Here is a 16,897-nt window from a genome sequence, read left to right as displayed (position 1 = left end):
GCATCTCGATCCCAAGCGCACCGGCAGACGCAGCTTCACCTGGACCGACTACCGCGACCTGATCATCGACGCACACCAGCAGCTCCGCGCACCCATCGTGCTCGTGTGGGGCAACTGTGAGACTCATGGGGCGCCGTCCGGGGCCAGGGGTCTGACCCGTGGGACAACTGGCCAGCTTGCCTTGTTGAGGATCTGTCGGCCTGTGGCCCGGGCGATGCTTGCTGCCGCCGGACCGGCGAGCGTGTCTCGATAGGGGCCTTGCCGCACAAGGCACCGTCACAGTTCTGACCGCCCACCAGCCCGACGTCGGCCACAGCCCCGTGCCGATCGAGGAGCCGCGTGACCATCACCAGCATGCCCCAGCCGACTCTGCCCGCACAGCCGGAAGAGGACGTGATCCTGGGGGTGGACACCCACAAGGACGTGCATGTCGCCGCCGTGATCACCATACTCGGCGCGCTCCTGGCCCGCCAGGAGTTCCCGGCCACCGCCGCCGGATACCGCCAACTCCTAGCCTGGGCATGCTCTTTCGGTGCCCCGCAAGCGAGGAACCAGCTCAAGGCTGTACTGCTCGGAACCAGAGCGTCATGAACGTTCTGAAGTGGCAGAAGGAGCGGCAGGACGCTGAGCGTGCACGCCGCGGCTCCGCCTGGGTCGATCACGACCTTGTGTTCGCCCGGGACGGGTTCAAGCTCTACCGGGGCGGGGCTGGAGGCCCCCAGGACCCGGAGAAGGTGTCCGCCCGCTGGCGGACCCTGCGGACGCGGCTGAAGCTCCCCGAGGAGTTCCGTGTCCACGACTGGAGGCACAGCAAGGTCACGAACGACCTGGAGGCCGGAGAGAATCCCGTAGAGGTCTCCGCGAATGTCCGGCACCACTCGCTGGGCCACACCATGGCCCGGTACGGCCACTCTCGTAAGGAAACGGAGCGCGCCGACTGGCCGCCTCCGGTGCGGGCCGACTTGGCCTGTCATCCCTGGTCTGACCTGGGGAATCTCCAGGCTGTTGGTCATGTGGATGGTCACGTCACAGTCTGAGAAACAGAAAAACCCCAGATCAACTGGGGTCTCTGCTGGTGTCCGAGGGGTGAGATGACGGCTGACGACACGGTCGTGATGGCGCAAGGGAGGCTCTGCCTCCGATGGGGTGTGCGCGGAAACAGGATGACCCGCAGAATGGCATGACGTAGCACCTGGCTGCCGGGCGAGGGAGTCTGCTCACACGTGTCGGCTGTGTGCCGCAGCGACCAGGTTCCGTCGGTGCATTCCGAGCGATCGCCCTGTCGGCGCAGGACCAGATCGCTACACGTTCAGTCACCGCAGCTCAGATCAGGCCATCACGCAGTGTTACGGGCCCTGGCTTCTCCTGCTCTGATTCGAGGCCGACGGCCTTGTTTCAGGCTCCGGCCCTTACATCTCAGAAACAAAGCGATATTCATCACAGACCGGAATTATTAAGCAAAGCGACAGGCCTCCCTTAATGTAGTCGGACATCAGGCCTAAACCGGATGTACCAGCCATCTCCATCCACAGCGGGGGTCCGGGGCCGGGCGACGAAGCCCGCCGCCAGACCGACCCCGGAGCACTTGGAGCGACCGGTAGCCCTGGGCGCCGGCGCACAGGGCGGTAAGGCACCAGCGGACCCCGACTATGGATGCCGCCGTGCCGTCGACCGGCAGCGCGCCTGCACTCAGCCCTGCCTCGACGTGACCAGTACCAGCACCGATTTGAGCACCGAGTGGTGCCGAAGGAGGTAGATCTGTGGCGTTGGCCAGAATCAAGGCGGCGACGGCAACCGCCCTCACGGCGGCGATCGCAGGAGCCGTGATCACGGCGTGCGGGCACCACGCAGGCGGGCACACACCCCAGAGCTCGCCCAACAGCGTGACTCCCTCGACGACGCCGTCCTCTTCCAGGCCGCACTCGTCGTCCCAGGCGCCGTCACCCTCGTACGCTTCCCCGTCCGCGTCGACATCCGGCCGCGCCGCAGGAGGAACGGGGGCCGGCCGCAACGGAGCCTCCGCCGCGGTGCCGTCCGGTCCCGCTTCGCAATCGGGCTCGGCGAACACCTTCGGGCAACTGCCGAGCGCCCCGACGGGCTCCGACGCGCTGATCGGCCACGGAGTGGAGGGCAGCGGCAAATCCGTAGCGCTCACCTTCGACGACGGCCCAGACCCGGGATGGACCCCGCAGGTACTCGCACTCCTCGCTCAGCACCACGCGAAGGCCACCTTTTGCGAGATCGGGCCGCTCGCCCAACGCTACCCATACCTGACCAAGGCGATCGTCGCGGACGGGGACCGGCTGTGCGACCACTCGGTCCATCATGACGAGCAGCAGGACCGCAAGTCGGTCGAGTACAACATCCACGAGGTCATCGACGCCAAGCGCGAGATAACCAACGCCTCGGGAAACGCCGTGAAGCTGATGTACTACCGGGCACCCGGCGGCGACTGGAGCCCGACGATCCGCGCGATAGCCGGCGCCAACCAGCTGCAGTCGCTCGGCTGGAGCGACGACGCCAACGACTGGCGGCGCCCGGGTGTGGACGGCATCCTGCGCAACATCAACCAGGACTTGCGACCCGGCGCGATCATCTTGATGCACGACGGCGGCGGTGACCGTTCGCAGACGGTGCAGGCGCTCGCCCGTCTCCTCAACCAGCTGGACTCTCAAGGCTACGGCTACGGCTTCCCGGCCTGAGCTCGACGCCGTCGGGATCCTGCAGTCGTCGAGCTCATTCACTGACGGCTCGCCACGTTCTCGGTCGAGGGGCTTCGTGGCGGTTCAGGAAGTCCTGGAATGCGGTCGGGGGCCGGGGCGGAGTCGCTTCGCCCGGTCGGTGGCGGACCGCAAAAGCCGATGCCCCCGGAAGCATTGAAGGCTGTCCGTTAGCAGCCTTCGAGCGTAGAACTCGGCCTTTGAGCAGGGTGTGACGGAGTGCCAGGTAGGTGATCTCGATTACCCAGCGCTCGTGGTAGAGAGGTGGGCGGCGGGATCGGTGCGGTGGTCGTTGAGCGTGGTCAGCAGGCGGTAGGTCCCACCGAAGTCGCCGCCGTCGGCGGTGCGGGAGTGGATCTCGGCCTCGATCACCCGCAGCGGGAGGCCCCCGATCCGGTTCAGGTAGGAGCCGTCGGGCAGCAGCGCCAGCACCGGCGGGCGTCGGGTGCTGGTGGCGCGTATCAGGAACTGAGTCCCCTGAGCTGCGATGTCTGCGAGCAGTTCGTTGCTGTCGAAGGCGCGGTCCGCCAGGAGGAGCATGTCCGGGGTCAGGTGGCGGACCAGTTCGTGGGCGTAGTCGGTCTCGCCCTTGGAGGCGGGCCGAAGACCGCTGCGATCAGGCCGCGGGTGCCTGTTTCGCACAGGGTCATGAGCATCAGCCGGGGATAGCCAGTCGGGCCGTAGCGGCGTTCGGTGCGGCCGAGCCACGATCGGTGTCGAAGGCGACCGTGCGCCAGCGGCGGTAGCGCAATCCGGGTGTGGACGGCTGAGCCAGCGGGCCGGCCAGCACGTCGAACAGCCGCTTGAGCGGGGCCACCCCGACCCGCCGACGCAGGTCGCGAACCCTGGTGGAGAGTGGAGGCGGCGAAAGCGCAGGCAAGCAACAGGGCCACCGCCAGCGACCGCGAGGAGCTGACGTCTCTCAGGGGCGCCGTGCCGCTGTGGTCGGCGGGCCGCGGCTGCCCGACGCCGTCCGGCGCCTGCGCGTTCCGGGCCGCGCCGACGGTGGTCAGGGAGCTGAACGGGCTCGTCTTCGCCGCGACCCTGGTGAGATATGCGGTCGTACTCTCGGGCGAAGCGGGAGTCCGGACGCGATGGCCGGCGTGCGCAGCCGGGCACGCACGGCCTCGGCGGCCCTTCGCAGCTGACCGGGGAACGCGTCGGCGGCCGCCGTGAGCAGCCGGTGGCGGCCCCTGGCCGATTCCGACCAATGCCGCAGACTGTCCGTCTGGCCGGCGCGAGCTGGACCAGCCGTCCTCGCGCGTGAGGAGTCCTCGCGAGTTCAGGGGCCCTTGCCCGTCAGAAGCCCTCCTGGACCGCCTCGTTGGGTGTGAGCACAGCCGACCCCAACCAGTGACACGCCAGCAGCGCCAGTTCCACTCTGAGCCGGTCCTGATTGACCGGTCTCCCCAGCAGCTCCTCGGCTTTGTGCACGCGATAGGTGACGGTGTTCTTGTGCACCACGAGCCGGTCGGCTGTCGGACGCAAACCGCCCGCGTTGGCGAGGAAGACCTGGAGGGTGTGCCGGATCGTGGCCGTGGGCTCGTCGTCCCGGGCGAGGGGTCCCAGCACGTCGAGCACCCAGGACCGGGCGAGGTCCATGTCCCGGGACAGCATCGAGATCGGTGCGACGACGAGGTAGGGCACGACTCGCGGCGCCGTGGATCCGGCCCGCTGGACGACCTCCAGCGCGGTGAGCGCCTCGCGCATGGTCGTCCGGAAGCCGTCCGGCCCGCTCCCGGGGGTCCCCACGCCGATGCGGACGCACTCCCCCAACGGCCCCGGCATCGCGGCCAATTCGCTCGGTTCGACCGGTTGTTCACCGACCGGGAGCCACAGGAAGGCGCTCCGCTCGTCCCGGGCGACGAAGAGCGGTTGCGCGTCCGGCAGTGTCTGCTTGGCGATCCTGGCCGTCACTTTTTCGATCTCGGCCAGCGGCGCGGCAATGCTCGTCGAATCAGCGATCCAGGCGACAATCCCCAGATGGCGCCGTCGCAATCGGTATCGCAGCGCCTGCTCGGTCGCCGCCACATCGATCGGGCCGCCGGCGAGCAACGACCTGATGTGGGCGGTCTGCATCGCGGCATCGTTTCGCAGCCACATGCGGGCCTCGTCGTCGTAGGCGACGATTGCCTGTTCGGTCACGCGATCGGCGTAATGGAAGGCGATGCCGCTGAGGTGCCGGTAGGTCGCGGCGGCCAGCTCCACGTCGGTGAACCGATCGTCGAGTTTCTCGTGGAAGTAGGCCATCACGCACTGCTGGCCGAGACGGTAGGCACGGGCCAGAACGCTGACCGGAATGCCACGCTGGGCCAGCCGACGCGCGAAGTGGATCGCTGCGGGCGGCGCGTCGACGGTTCCGAGGTCGAGTTCGTAGCGGAAGACCTGCACGAGCGTCGCAAGATTGCCCTCTGCACTGGCGACGAGCACGTCGACCAACGCCTGGTCGTCGGCGTAGATGGGCTCACTCTCGACGACGACGGCCCCCAGCTTGCGGGAGAGCGCGGCGACATCCGCCTGGAGAAACTCGGCCAGTGTGCGCAATTCGGCCCGAAGGCGCACCTCGATGGAGTTCATAGATCCTCAGGATCCGCCGCGGTCGAGGTGCCGAATGGCGCTGACAGCGGCGTTGTAGCCGCACATGCCGTGGGCGCCCGCTCCGGGTGGTGTCGCCGCCGAACAGAGGTAGACGCCGGGCAGTCCGACGGAATACGGATCCAGAGCGATGCGGGGGCGGAAAACCAGTTGCCGGCCCGAGTTCAGTCCGGTGACCACATCTCCCCCGACGTAGTTCGCGTTCTCCTGCGCGAAGTCGTGGGGCGTCCGCACGTGCCGAGCCACGATCCGCTCACGGAATCCGGGCGCGAAACGCTCGATCTGGCCTTCGATGGCGGCCGTCGCGTCACCGGTGTACCCGGCGGGGACGTGCGCGTACGCGTACAGCGGATTCCACGGACCCGAGGAGCGCGTGGGGTCGGCCAGGTACTGCTGCCCGACCAGGACGAACGGCCGGTCCGGCATCCGGCCGTGGGCGACCTCGCGTTCGGCCCGGGCCACCTCCGCGAAATCGCCGCCCAGGTGGACCGTGCCGGCGCGACGGGACATCGGGTGCATCCACGGGACATGGCCCTCGATCGCGTAGTCGACCTTGAAGACGCCCGGGCCGTGGCGGTACCGCGTGAACGCCCGCCTGACGCGCGCGGGCAGTCGGTCGCCGACGATCCGGGCGGCCGCGGCCGGCGCCACGTCGAGCATCACCACATCAGGGCTGTCCAACTGGTCCAGCGAGTCGACGCGGGTGCCGGTGATGACCTTGCCGCCGAGGTCCTCCAGCGCTCGGATCATCGCCTTGCTGATCGAGGCCGATCCGCCCTCGGCCACCGGCCATCCGTAGCGGTGCGCCGCGGTCGCCAGGGCCAGCCCGACGGCAGAGGAGAAGGGCGCCGCCAGGTCGTGCATGGCGTGCGCCGCGACCCCGCCGAACAGGGCTCGCGCTTCGTCGGTCCGCCAGGCTCTTGCCAGAAGCGATGCAGGGAGGGCGGAGAGGGCACCGAACCGTGCGAGAGGCACGGGATGGGACGGCACTCGCGTCATCGGCTGCAGGAAGTCCTCGGTGATGCGGCCGAACTGATCGGTCAGTGGGCCGAAGACCCGCTGCCAGGACGCCTGGTCGTGTCCCAGTCCGCGAGCGGTGTCCTCGACCGAGCGGACGACGGCGCCGCCTCGTCCGCCGTCCAGGGGATGCGCGTACTCGACGTCGGCCCAACGCCATCTGAGGCCGTACGAGGCAAGATGGAACGTCCGTGCGAACTGGTTGTCCAGTGCGAGGGGGTGGAAGCCCGAGCAATCGTCGTGAACGAGGCCGCGCAGGGTCAGCTCGCTGCTGCGAGTGCCGCCGCCGGGGGTTGCCGAAGCCTCCAGGACATCCACCTCGAGCCCGGCACCGGCCAGGGTCAGGGCGGCCGCCAGGCCGTTGGGGCCGCTGCCCACCACCACGGCTCGCGCCATGCGCATTCTCCTCGGCCTCGTCGTTGCCGCCAGGCTGTCAGGCGACCGGGTCGCGCGGTTGGGGTCGGCGGAACAAAATTCGGCGCCCCGTATGTGCTGGTGGGCCAGCGGGCCTCAGGGCCGTCGCGCGGCGCGGGGTGACGGCGCGGGCGTACGGGAGAAGCGCGGGGCGGGCGCGGGCTGGTGGACGCCGTCGACCTGGGCGAAGGCTCCTCGGGCGCGCAGATGCGGATGGTCCAGCGCCTCCTCGTAGGTGAGCACCGGGGTCACACAGGCGTCCGTCCCGTCGAAGACCTTCTCCCAGGCGTCACGTCCCCGGCTCGCGAACGCCGCGGCCAAAGCGGCCCGCAGCTCGCCCCACCGAGCGCAGCCCCATTGGCCGGGCAACTCGGCCGCGTCGAGTCCGAGCCCGCCGAGCATGGCGGCGAAGAACTGCGGCTCGATGCAGCCGACCGCCACATGGCGTCCGTCCGCGCACGCGTAGGTGTCGTAGAACGGCGCGGAGCCGTCGAGGACGTTCCCGCCACGCCCCGTCGACCAGGTGCCGGCGCCGAGCAGCGACCACTGCAGCTGGGCCAGTACGCCGGTCCCGTCGACGATCGCCGCGTCGACGACCTGTCCCGACCCGGAGCGGGCGCGCTCCCACAGCGCGGCGAGGATTCCGGTGACGAGGAACATCGATCCGCCGCCGAAGTCGCCGACCAGGTTCAGCGGTGGGACCGGCCGTTGTCCGGGGCGGCCGATGTTGTCGAGTACGCCGGTTAGGGCGATGTAGTTGAGGTCGTGGCCGGCCGTGTGCGCGAGCGGCCCGCTCTGACCCCATCCGGTCATCCGCCCGTAGACCAGGCGCGGGTTCCGGGCCAGGCACTCTCCCGGCCCGAGGCCCAGCCGCTCGGCGACGCCCGGACGGAAGCCCTCGACGAGCACGTCCGCGGTCTCGACCGCATCGAGCACGGCGGCGACGTCGGCCGGGTCCTTGAGGTCGGCGTACCGGATCTCGCGACCGCGCAGCAGTTGGTCCGACTCGCCGCCCGCGCCGGGGATCACCTCGGCCGTCGTGTGGCGCTCGAAGCGGATCACGTCGGCGCCGAGATCGGCCAGCACCGTGCAGGCGTGCGGACCCGGTCCGATTCCTGCCAGCTCGACGACACGGAGGCCGGCCAGAGGCCCGGCGTGTGAGGGAGGGGGGAGCTGCATGAGGTGGCCTCTCTTGGCGAGTTAGTGAATTCCCATACGCATTGTGACGACGATCGTCCTGGCGGCTATTGCCTGATGTCAAGCATCTCTGCGATGGTAAGTGAAACTCCATTCGTCAACAGCTGGAGGCGCTGTGAACAGAGTGATGGTGGCCGGAGTGGGCATGGTCCCGTTCGCCACACCGAGCAGGAGCGAGACCTACGACACGATGGCCGCAGGCGCGATCCGCGCGGCCCTCGCAGACGCCGGGATCGAGCTGGGACAGGTCCAGCAGGCGTACGCCGGGTACGTCTACGGCGACTCCACCAGCGGTCAGAAGGCGCTCTACGGCGTGGGGCGGACCGGGATCCCCGTCGTCAACGTGAACAACAACTGCTCCACCGGCTCCTCGGCACTCTGGCTGGCGCGCCAGGCCGTCGCCGGCGGGGCCGCGGACTGCGCCCTCGCCTTCGGGTTCGAGCAGATGCAGCGCGGCGCCCTCGCCGACAAGTGGGAGGACCGGCCGAGCCCCTTCACCGACTTCATGGCGGTCGCGCGCGGGACGCAGGGCGCAAGTGACGCACCGTTCGCGGCGCAGCTGTTCGGTGGCGCGGGCGCGCAGTACGCGGAGGTCCACGGCACCGCGCCGGAGACGTTCGCGAAGATCGCCGTCAAGTCGCGTCGGCACGCCGCGCACAACCCCTACGCGGTCTTCCGCGCCCCGGTCAGTGTGGAGGAGGTGCTCGGCTCGCCGACCATCTACGGCCCGCTCACCCGGCTGCAGTGCTGCCCGCCGACCTGTGGCGCGGCTGCCGCGATCGTCGTCTCCGAGGAGTTCGCCCGCAAGCACGGGCTGCGCGCCGACGTCGCCATCGCCGCCCAGGCGCTCACCACCGACACGGACGCGAGCTTCCAGGGCGGTATGCCCGACCTGGTCGGCTACGGCATGGCGAAGAGCGCGGCGCAGCAGGTCTACGACGCCGCCGGCGTCGACCCGCGCGACATCCGGGTCGTCGAGCTGCACGACTGCTTCACCGCCAACGAGCTGCTCAGCTACGAGGCGCTCGGTCTCACCGACGAGGGCACCGCGGAGAAGTTCATCCTCGACGGCGACAACACCTACGGGGGTCGCGTGGTGACGAACCCCTCCGGTGGTCTGCTCTCCAAGGGCCACCCGCTGGGCGCCACCGGGCTCGCGCAGTGCGCCGAACTCACCTGGCAGCTCCGCGGGCAGGCGCAGGCCCGCCAGGTCGAGGGCGTCACCCTGGCGCTCCAGCACAACATCGGGCTCGGCGGAGCAGCCGTGGTCACGCTCTACGAGAAGGTGGGCTGACCGTGGCGATCGACGTCACCCGCGCGAAGGAGCTGCGATTCGCGCCGCTGACGGTCAAGGTCGAGCGGGGCCGGCTGCGGTTCTTCAGCAAGGCGATCGGCGAGACCGACCCCGTCTACCTCGACGCCGCCGCCGCGTCGGACGACGGGCACCCCGACATCCCCGTGCCGCCGACGTTCTTCTTCAGCCTCAGCCTCGAGGCGCCCCAGCCGTTCGGATACCTCGACGAACTGGGCGTCGACCTGCGCCGGGTGCTGCACGGCGAGCAGTCGTTCGAGTACCACGCCCTCGCCTACGCCGGCGACCGGCTGACGCTCCAGGACCGGATCGTCGACGTCTACGCCAAGCGGGGCGGCGCGCTCGAGTTCGTCGTCAAACAGACCGAGATCACGCGCGCCGGCGCGCCGGTGGCCGACCTGCGCTCCGTGCTCGTCGTCCGGAATCCCGAGGTGACCACATGACCGCCGAGACCCTGCGGGCCGGCCTGCGGGTCGGCGACGAGTTGCCGGAACTGGCCCTGCCGCCGATCTCCCGGGCCGCGCTGGCGCTGTTCGCCGGCGCGAGCGGGGACCACAACCCGATCCATATCGACCTCGACGTCGCCCGCTCGGCCGGGTTCGAGGACGTGTTCGCCCACGGGATGCTCTCGATGGCCTACCTCGGCCGACTGCTCACGAACTGGGTGCCCCAGCGACGCATCCGCTCGTACGCGGTGCGCTTCTCGGCGATCACGCCGGTCCACGCCACGCCGACCTGTCGCGGCAAGGTCGTGGCGGACCAGGACGGCCTGGCGACACTCGAACTGTCGGTGACTCTCGCCGACGGCACCACCACTCTGCTCGGCGACGCCGTCGTCACGCTCGCCTGATCAAACGATCACACCGCCTCACCACCGAACACACCGAAGGAACCCTGAATCATGGGCAAGTTGGACAACAAGGTCGCCGTCGTGACCGGCTCGGGCCGAGGGATCGGCCGCGAGATCGCCCTCAAGCTCGCCTCGGACGGAGCCGCCGTCGTGGTCAACGACCTCGACGAGACCGTCGCCAAGGAAACCGTCGCCGCGATCGAGGCCGCGGGCGCCCGCGCGGTCGCCTGCGTGGGGAGCGTCACCGAGGAGGGCTTCGCCGAGCGCTTCGTCCAGACGGCGGTCGACGCCTTCGGCGGCCTCGACATCATCGTCAACAACGCCGGCTACACCTGGGACACCGTCATCCAGAAGATGACCGACGAGCAGTGGGACGCGATCCTCGACGTGCACCTCAAGGCGCCGTTCCGGATCCTGCGCGCGGCTCAGCCGGTGATCGCCGCCGCGGTCAAGCGGGCCAGGGCGGCCGGTGAGCCGGTGCCCTGCCGCAAGGTCGTGAACATCTCCTCGATCGCCGGGCTCGGTGGCAACGCCGGGCAGGCGAACTACGCGGCGGCCAAGGCCGGCGTCACCGGCCTGACCAAGACGCTCGCCAAGGAGTGGGGCCGCTACAACGTCACGGTCAACACCGTCGCCTTCGGGCTGATCAGGACCCGCCTCACCGAGGCCCCCGCCGACGGCAGCAGCACCATCGAGGTCGACGGCAAGGACATCAAGGTCGGCGTGAACGCCCAACTGCTGAGCGCCATGGAGGCGGGGATCCCGCTCGGGCGTGCCGGCACCCCGGCCGAGGCGGCGGGCGCCGTCTACCTGTTGTGCACCCCCGAATCCGACTACATCTCCGCCCAGACCGTCGTCTGCGGCGGCGGCTACATCGTCTGAGGTCCCGCCATGCAGCGCACCATCTTCGAGCCCGACCACGACGCCTACCGCGAGAGCGTCCGCACATTCCTCGCCAGGGAGGTCACGCCGCACTACGAGGAGTGGGACCGGGCGGGCCTCGTTCCCCGTGAGCTCTTCACCAAGGTCGCCGAGCTCGGCCTGTTCGCCGCCGTCCCCGAGGAGTACGGCGGCGCCGGGATCGACGACTTCCGCTACAACAGCGTCTTCATCGAGGAGGCAGCCCGGGTCGGCGTGTCTCCGGCGACGCTGGGGCCCGGCCTGCAGGCCGACGTCTGCATGCCCTACCTGCTCGAACTCACCAACGAGGAGCAGCGCGAGCGCTGGCTGCCCGGAGTCGCGAGCGGCGAGCTGATCACCGCGATCGGCATGACCGAGCCGGGGACGGGCTCCGACCTGTCGGGCATCCGGACGCGGGCCGTCCTCGACGGCGACCACTACGTGATCAACGGGGCCAAGACCTTCATCACCAACGGGATCAACGCCGACCTGGTGATCACGGCGGTTCGCACCGGTGAGCATCCCCACAAGGGACTCAGCCTGATCGTCGTGGAAGCCGGCACACCCGGCTTCGAGCGCGGCCGGAACCTCGAGAAGATCGGGATGCACGCCCAGGACACGGCGGAGCTCTTCTTCACCGAAGTCCGCGTTCCGGTGGCGAACCGGCTCGGCCGCGAGGGCGACGGGTTCTTCGGGCTGACCGCGAACCTGCCCAAGGAGCGCCTGTCCATCGCGGTCGGCGCGATCGCGCAGGCCCAGGCGGCCCTGGACTGGACGCTCGAGTACGTGCGGTCCCGCAAGGCCTTCGGCACGTCGATCGGTTCCTTCCAGGCGACGCGCTTCCGCCTCGCCGAGCTCGCCACCGAGATCGACATCACCCAGCACTACGTCGATCGCAGCATCCTCGAACTCAACGACGGGACGCTCTCGCCGGTGGACGCGGCGAAGGCGAAGCTGTGGTCGACCGAGTTGCTCGGCCGGACCGTGGACGCCTGTCTGCAGCTGCACGGCGGGTACGGATACATGCTCGAGTACCCCATAGCCAGGGCGTATGCTGACGTGCGCGTCTCGCGGATCTACGGCGGGACCAGCGAAATCATGAAGGAGATCATCGGCCGCTCCTTGGAACTCGGCTGACGCTGAGGAGGCGGAGCCGGGTGCCGCAGCGACCGCAGCCCGGGACCCGGCCCGCCAACCGACGCTCGCTCATCCTCGAAGCCGCCACCGCTCTCTTCGCGACGCGCGGCTACGAGCATGTGTCCATCAGTGACATCGCCGCGGAAGTGGCGGTGGGCCCGTCGGCCCTCTACCGCTACTTCCCGGGCAAGGAGCAGTTGCTCGCCGAGGTGATCGGCCACGTCGCGGACGAGTTCACCACCATGCTCGCCGAACGCGCCGAGGAAGCCGGGGACACCGACATCCTGACGTGGTGCGCCGCCTTCGCGCTCGACCACCGGACCACCGGGGTGCTCTTCGAGCGAGAGGCACGCCATCTGTCGCCCGACACCTATGCGACGGTACTCGAGCGCATCCGGGCGGCACGCTCGGCGTTCGCCGCTGCCGTGACCCGAAGCGAGCCGGACGCCGACCCCACCGCCGCCCGAGCCGCGCTCTCCGTCATCCTGAGCCCGTCCTTCCATCGGGCGTCACTCCCGCGACCGGCTTATGAGCGTTACCTCGCCGCGCTGGCCCGCCGGACGCTGGCCGCCGCGCTGCCGCCCGCGCCGGGACCGGCCGTCGAACCGGCCGGCCTGCTGCGCTCCTCCACCCGCGACGCGCTGGTGACGGCCGCTGTCGGGCTCTTCGCCGAACGCACCTACGCGAGCACCGGCATGGAGGACGTGGCCGCGGCAGTCGGCATGGCGCCCTCCAGCCTCTACAACCACCTGCCCAACAAGAGCGACCTGCTGCTCACCGCACTGACCCGCGCCGACGGCTACCTCCAGTTGACCTTGGACGGCATCCTCGCGCGGTCGTCCGACGCGATGTCGGCCCTGGGGTCACTGGTCGACTCCTACGCCGCGTTCGCCGTCCAGTTCCCCGCTCTGGTCGACGTCCTGGTGACCGAGGTGCGGAATGTGCCCCGCGAGAGCGCGGAGGCCCTGCAGAAGGCCCAGCGCGAGTACGTCGGCGAGTGGGTGCACCTGCTCCGGCAGCAACACCCCGATCTCGATCTGCCCACCGCGCGCGTCACCGTTCAGGCCGCGCTCATGATGATCAACGACATGTCGCGCTCACCGAGTCTGCGCTCCCGCTCCGACGCCGTCCCTGCTCTGAGCAGGCTCGGGCGCGCGGTGCTGTCGGTCCCGACAGCAGGCGCTTGAGCAGCACGGCCGCCGATGCCGGCGCCCGGCCGTGTCCGTCAGCAGGATGTGAAGTACCGGGTCGTGTCCCGGAACAGACTCTTGATCAGCAGGGCATTTCCGCCTTGCCCCAACCGGCCGAGAGCCGTCGGCTCGGCGGCCACCTTCCAGGTGAAGCGGCAGGTGGTGTCACTTGTGGGCTCGATGTCGTAGTACTCGCCGAACCGCTTGAACAAGGGCAGGTTCGCACGGGTGATGTGGAAGGCCTGGCGGCGGCCCTCCTCCCACAGGAAGTAGCGCTCGTCCGCCTGCAGAGCGCCGAAGACGCCGACATGGCGCGTCGTGCCGATACCGAAGGGCCGCGGCGAGGTCCATGAGATCGTCAGTCCACGGCACCAGTGCATGGGGCGTTCCGAGATGTCGCGCCACACGTGGGCGGCCGGCTTCCCGATCTCCCAGGTCTTCGCGAACCGCGTCGGTGCGCTGTCGAAGAACGACTCGTCGATCGAGGCGAGTGTCGCCACAGAAATCTCCGTTGAAGTAGGTACAGAAAGCCGATGCTCCGCAGTCCCTCTGCTGCGGAGCATCGGCCGGATCTTGGGGATGCGCGGATCGTCTATTCGGCGACCGGGACCTCAGCCCCGTCGAGGAGTTCGGCGCGAGGAACGCCCAGGTCGGTCAGCGCCTGGAAGAAGCGCGGCATCTGAATCCAGTCCTCGGGGCAGAAGACACCGGCCTCCGACTTGCCGTCCTCCAGGAGCATGAGCGCCCCGGCGGCCGCGCACAGCCCGGTGCCCTGGCCCAAGCCCGACCAGAGGACGGTGTCCGGGCCGCTCACCGGGCTGCGGCGCTCGACCGTGACCCGCTGACCGTCCTTCAGGCCCGTGGCCCGGGCGGCCCATCCGGTGGAGTACGGCTCGTGCTCGCCACGGAAGAGTCCGGCGAGCACCGCCTGCGTCTCCTCCTCGGCGACCTCACCGGCGGCGACCTGCTCGGCCAGAGCGCGCATCACCGCGGGCCAGACCTTCATGGACGCCGGCTCTTCGTCGAACAGGTCCTGGAGGAAGAGAACGGATTCCTCCGCGGTGAACTCACCACGGTCGACGCCCTGACCCACACCCTTGAAGATGCCGTTCACCGCGCCGTAGGCCAGCCCTCCGAAGATCCGGATCTCCCGCGCCTCCGGGTACTTCCGCGGGAGCGTCACCACCTCCGGGTGGGCGCACTCGTAAATCCGCACGGTCCGGTCCGCGAACTCCCAGACCCGGCTGTCGACGTAGGCGGGCACCTTGGCCGTCTGGCCGTTGCGCCAGCTCAGCGCCTCGCCGTGGACCGCGTGCACCCAGTGGCTCAGCGCCGCGTCCCCGTAGCGGTACTTGCCCTCGTCCCCGAGGTACCAGCCCAGCTCGATCTCCTCGACCTGGTCGAGCTCCGAGGCGGCGTCGGCGGCCAGGACGTTGATGTAGCCGGGCGACAGGCCGACTCCCGGGTACGCGCCGATGCCGGCCGCCGCCACCTCCTCGCTCAGGTCCAGGGCGGCGAGCGCCGCTTCGGCGTCATCGGAGTAGTCGAGGTAGTCGCACCCGGCGGCGATGCAGGCGCGCAGCACCGGCTCGGTCGTGCGCATGAACGGGCCCGCGCCGTTGACCACGAGCGTGGCCCCGGCAACCGCCTCCGCCACGGCGCGAGCGTCGAACAGGTCCACGCTGGCCATGGTGATCCGCTTCGGGTTCGGCAGCGTGTCCACCAGGTCCTGCAGGCGCTCGGTGTTGATGTCCGCGAGGACCAGGTCGAGTTCCGGCTTGGCCTGGGCAAGCCCCCGAATGGCCGCCGCCGCCATCTCTCCTGCGGCGCCGATGAACATCAGCTTCTGATTCGACATGGAGACTCCTTGGTTATATTGGATCTTCAGGAAGGAAGCGATACGTGCGCGTTCCGGGCGGTGTCAGCCTGCCGCGGGGATCGAGATGACGTACTCGGGCGAGACGACGATCTCGGCCGGTGCACCGTGGGCCTCGAGCGTGGCGAAGAGCTCCGCCGGCACCACCCAGTCCTCGGGCGACTGCACGCCGACGGGAAGCGTGTTGGAGAGCGCCAGGCTGACGAACGCGGCCGTGCACGCGCCGGTGGCGTCGGCCATCGACTTCCAGCCGTCCTCCGCGTAGCCCAGACGACGGGTGACGGTGCAGGGGCGACCGTCCTTCGTACCCGTGGCCGTGACGCCGATCATGCCGAGGAAGGGGACATGGTCGCCCTGGACCGCGGCGCGCAGGACGGCGAGCATCTCCTCGATGTCGACCTCGCCCAGGAGCACCTGGTCCCACATCCCGGCGAGCGCGTACTTCCAGGCCTTGATGTCGGGCTCCTGGTCGGCGAGCACGGCCTGGAGGAAGCGCGTGGCCTCGGCCACGGTGAGGTTGTCGTCGCCGTAGGCGCCCTTGGCGAGACCCTTGAACATGCCCGTGAACGATGCCGGGACGAACCCGCCGAGGCAGCGGGCCGTCTGCAGCCCGGGGAAGCGACGCTGCAGGGTGATCGGCTCCGGGTGCGCCACCTCGTAGACGCGGAGCGGTCCGACGGCCGGGCCCATGTCGACGATCTCGGAGTGGCCCAGGTGGACGCGGCGATCGGCGGGATGCTCAGCTCGGCGATCGGCGTGGCCATCAGCCCGCTGCCGCTGATCGCCCTGATCCTGATGCTCGCCACACCCCGCGGCCGAGCCAACGGCATCGCCTTCACCCTCGGCTGGATGATCACCCTGGCCGTGGTCGGATCGCTCATGCTTCTGATCGACATCGCCGCGCACGCGCGCGGCGAGGATGGCCCGGCGGCCTGGGTCATCTGGCTGGAACTCGGCCTGGGCGTCCTGTTCGCGGCACTGGCGGTCCAGCAGTGGCGCAGCCGGCCCCGCCCCGGGCGGCCTGCGACGACCCCGGCCTGGATGACCTCGCTGGACTCGGTGACGCCGGGCAAGGCGTTCCGCCTGGCCGCGCTGCTGTCCGGGGCCAACCCGATGAACCTGCCGCTTACCGTCGGTGCAGCGGCCATCATCGGCGGCGCGACCGACAGCACCGGGGCCCGGGTCGTGGCGCTGCTCCTCTTCGTCCTGATCGCCTCGAGCAGCATGCTGGTGACGCTTGGTGTATACCTACTCGGCGGGGACAGGGCGGCGGCCACCCTGGAGGGCCTGAAGGCCTGGATGGCAGCGCACGGCGCCGCGGTCATGACCACGGTGCTGGCGCTGCTGGCCGTCACGTACATCGGCGACGCGATCGGCGCGCTGGGCTGAGGACCCGGGGCAGCCGTACCGCCTTCGCCAGGTTCGCATCGATCAGCCCCTCGCGCACCGCAGCGTAAAACGCCGTCCGCAACGTCGCATGAATCCGCTGCACCGTGGCGTCCGTGACCGGACGGCCCCACACCAGCGCTGGACCCCCGCCAGCATCGCCTCCACCTGCCGGGCGCTCAGCGCCGCCGGCGGCGCCGCCCCGAGATACGGGATCATGTGGTTGGGACGCCTAAAGGCACCTGCCACTCACGCAGGGCATTGAAGTGCCCCAGCAGGTACTCCTCGGGCCACCGACGATCT

16 protein-coding genes and 2 pseudogenes are annotated in these 16,897 nt (G+C 69.7%); 11 read left to right on the top strand and 7 right to left on the bottom strand.

All coding sequences use genetic code 11. The features are described from left to right. From ACWEN3_RS22830 to ACWEN3_RS22815, 4 genes and pseudogenes are all read left to right on the top strand, one after another. Positions 1-115 (top strand): annotated as a pseudogene (locus ACWEN3_RS22830) (IS630 family transposase); the annotation flags it as partial. Positions 116-354: 239 nt separating this feature from the next. Beyond that, a pseudogene (locus ACWEN3_RS22825) lies at positions 355-534 on the top strand (IS110 family transposase); the annotation flags it as partial. A gap of 53 nt (positions 535-587) precedes the next feature. Then, entirely contained in the window at positions 588-1,037 is a 450-nt protein-coding gene (locus ACWEN3_RS22820; protein ID WP_452973962.1) for a tyrosine-type recombinase/integrase, read from the top strand. A gap of 990 nt (positions 1,038-2,027) precedes the next feature. Then, positions 2,028-2,702, top strand: coding sequence for a polysaccharide deacetylase family protein (locus ACWEN3_RS22815; protein ID WP_452973960.1), 675 nt, complete (start codon positions 2,028-2,030; stop codon positions 2,700-2,702). Positions 2,703-2,960: 258 nt separating this feature from the next. On the opposite strand, the gene ACWEN3_RS22810 is transcribed toward ACWEN3_RS22815, so the two are convergent. The 4 genes from ACWEN3_RS22810 to ACWEN3_RS22795 form a co-directional block, all read right to left on the bottom strand. Then, on the bottom strand, positions 2,961-3,362 hold the full coding sequence (locus ACWEN3_RS22810) for a transposase (protein ID WP_452973958.1): 402 nt from the start codon (positions 3,360-3,362) through the stop codon (positions 2,961-2,963). A gap of 657 nt (positions 3,363-4,019) precedes the next feature. After that, positions 4,020-5,297, bottom strand: a complete 1,278-nt coding sequence (locus ACWEN3_RS22805; RefSeq protein ID WP_452973955.1) for a PucR family transcriptional regulator — start codon at positions 5,295-5,297, stop codon at positions 4,020-4,022. 6 nt (positions 5,298-5,303) lie between these two features. Continuing rightward, a complete protein-coding gene (locus tag ACWEN3_RS22800; RefSeq protein WP_452973953.1) occupies positions 5,304-6,728 on the bottom strand; it encodes a phytoene desaturase family protein in 1,425 nt (474 codons plus the stop codon). A gap of 114 nt (positions 6,729-6,842) precedes the next feature. Then, a complete protein-coding gene (locus ACWEN3_RS22795) occupies positions 6,843-7,925 on the bottom strand; it encodes a CaiB/BaiF CoA transferase family protein (protein ID WP_452973951.1) in 1,083 nt (360 codons plus the stop codon). 145 nt (positions 7,926-8,070) lie between these two features. Here ACWEN3_RS22795 and ACWEN3_RS22790 point away from each other — a divergent pair, with 145 nt between their 5' ends. Genes ACWEN3_RS22790 through ACWEN3_RS22765 form a run of 6 tightly spaced genes read left to right on the top strand, consistent with a single transcriptional unit; the run spans position 8,071 to position 13,329 of the window. After that, positions 8,071-9,237, top strand: coding sequence for a lipid-transfer protein (locus ACWEN3_RS22790; protein ID WP_452973965.1), 1,167 nt, complete (start codon positions 8,071-8,073; stop codon positions 9,235-9,237). Positions 9,238-9,239: 2 nt separating this feature from the next. Next, a complete protein-coding gene (locus tag ACWEN3_RS22785) occupies positions 9,240-9,698 on the top strand; it encodes a MaoC family dehydratase N-terminal domain-containing protein (protein WP_452973949.1) in 459 nt (152 codons plus the stop codon). Further along, positions 9,695-10,105 carry a MaoC/PaaZ C-terminal domain-containing protein gene (locus ACWEN3_RS22780; protein WP_452973946.1) on the top strand — a complete coding sequence of 137 codons (411 nt, stop codon included), beginning with the start codon at positions 9,695-9,697 and terminating at the stop codon, positions 10,103-10,105. Before ACWEN3_RS22785 ends, ACWEN3_RS22780 begins: the two co-directional genes overlap by 4 nt. Before the next feature lie 51 nt (positions 10,106-10,156). Then, entirely contained in the window at positions 10,157-10,987 is an 831-nt protein-coding gene (locus tag ACWEN3_RS22775; protein WP_452973944.1) for an SDR family NAD(P)-dependent oxidoreductase, read from the top strand. A gap of 9 nt (positions 10,988-10,996) precedes the next feature. Beyond that, a complete protein-coding gene (locus tag ACWEN3_RS22770; protein WP_452973941.1) occupies positions 10,997-12,142 on the top strand; it encodes an acyl-CoA dehydrogenase family protein in 1,146 nt (381 codons plus the stop codon). A 20-nt stretch (positions 12,143-12,162) separates the two neighbouring features. Next, positions 12,163-13,329: a TetR/AcrR family transcriptional regulator gene (locus tag ACWEN3_RS22765; RefSeq protein ID WP_452973938.1), complete on the top strand. Its 1,167-nt coding sequence runs from the start codon at positions 12,163-12,165 to the stop codon at positions 13,327-13,329. Positions 13,330-13,367: 38 nt separating this feature from the next. Here ACWEN3_RS22765 and ACWEN3_RS22760 read toward each other — a convergent pair whose 3' ends face one another. The 3 genes from ACWEN3_RS22760 to ACWEN3_RS22750 all read right to left on the bottom strand — a co-directional run bounded on the left by ACWEN3_RS22760 (position 13,368) and on the right by ACWEN3_RS22750 (position 15,898). After that, complete coding sequence (locus tag ACWEN3_RS22760) at positions 13,368-13,832, bottom strand: SRPBCC family protein (protein ID WP_452973936.1); 465 nt, start codon at positions 13,830-13,832, stop codon at positions 13,368-13,370. Between the two features lie 92 nt (positions 13,833-13,924). Further along, the gene (locus ACWEN3_RS22755; protein WP_452973933.1) at positions 13,925-15,190 is read right to left on the bottom strand and encodes a saccharopine dehydrogenase family protein; all 1,266 of its coding nucleotides are present in this window, start codon (positions 15,188-15,190) and stop codon (positions 13,925-13,927) included. A gap of 63 nt (positions 15,191-15,253) precedes the next feature. Then, entirely contained in the window at positions 15,254-15,898 is a 645-nt protein-coding gene (locus ACWEN3_RS22750) for a hypothetical protein (protein ID WP_452973930.1), read from the bottom strand. Between ACWEN3_RS22750 and ACWEN3_RS22745 the strand changes: the two genes are divergently transcribed. Beyond that, entirely contained in the window at positions 15,854-16,597 is a 744-nt protein-coding gene (locus ACWEN3_RS22745; RefSeq protein WP_452973927.1) for a GAP family protein, read from the top strand. The two genes, ACWEN3_RS22750 and ACWEN3_RS22745, sit on opposite strands and share 45 nt — an antisense overlap. The last annotated feature ends 300 nt before the right edge of the window (positions 16,598-16,897 follow it).

It is taken from the genome of Streptomyces sp. NPDC004561, assembly GCF_053602155.1.
The sequence above is the reverse complement of the archived record's forward strand: the minus strand, read 5'-3'. Positions and strand labels throughout refer to the sequence as shown.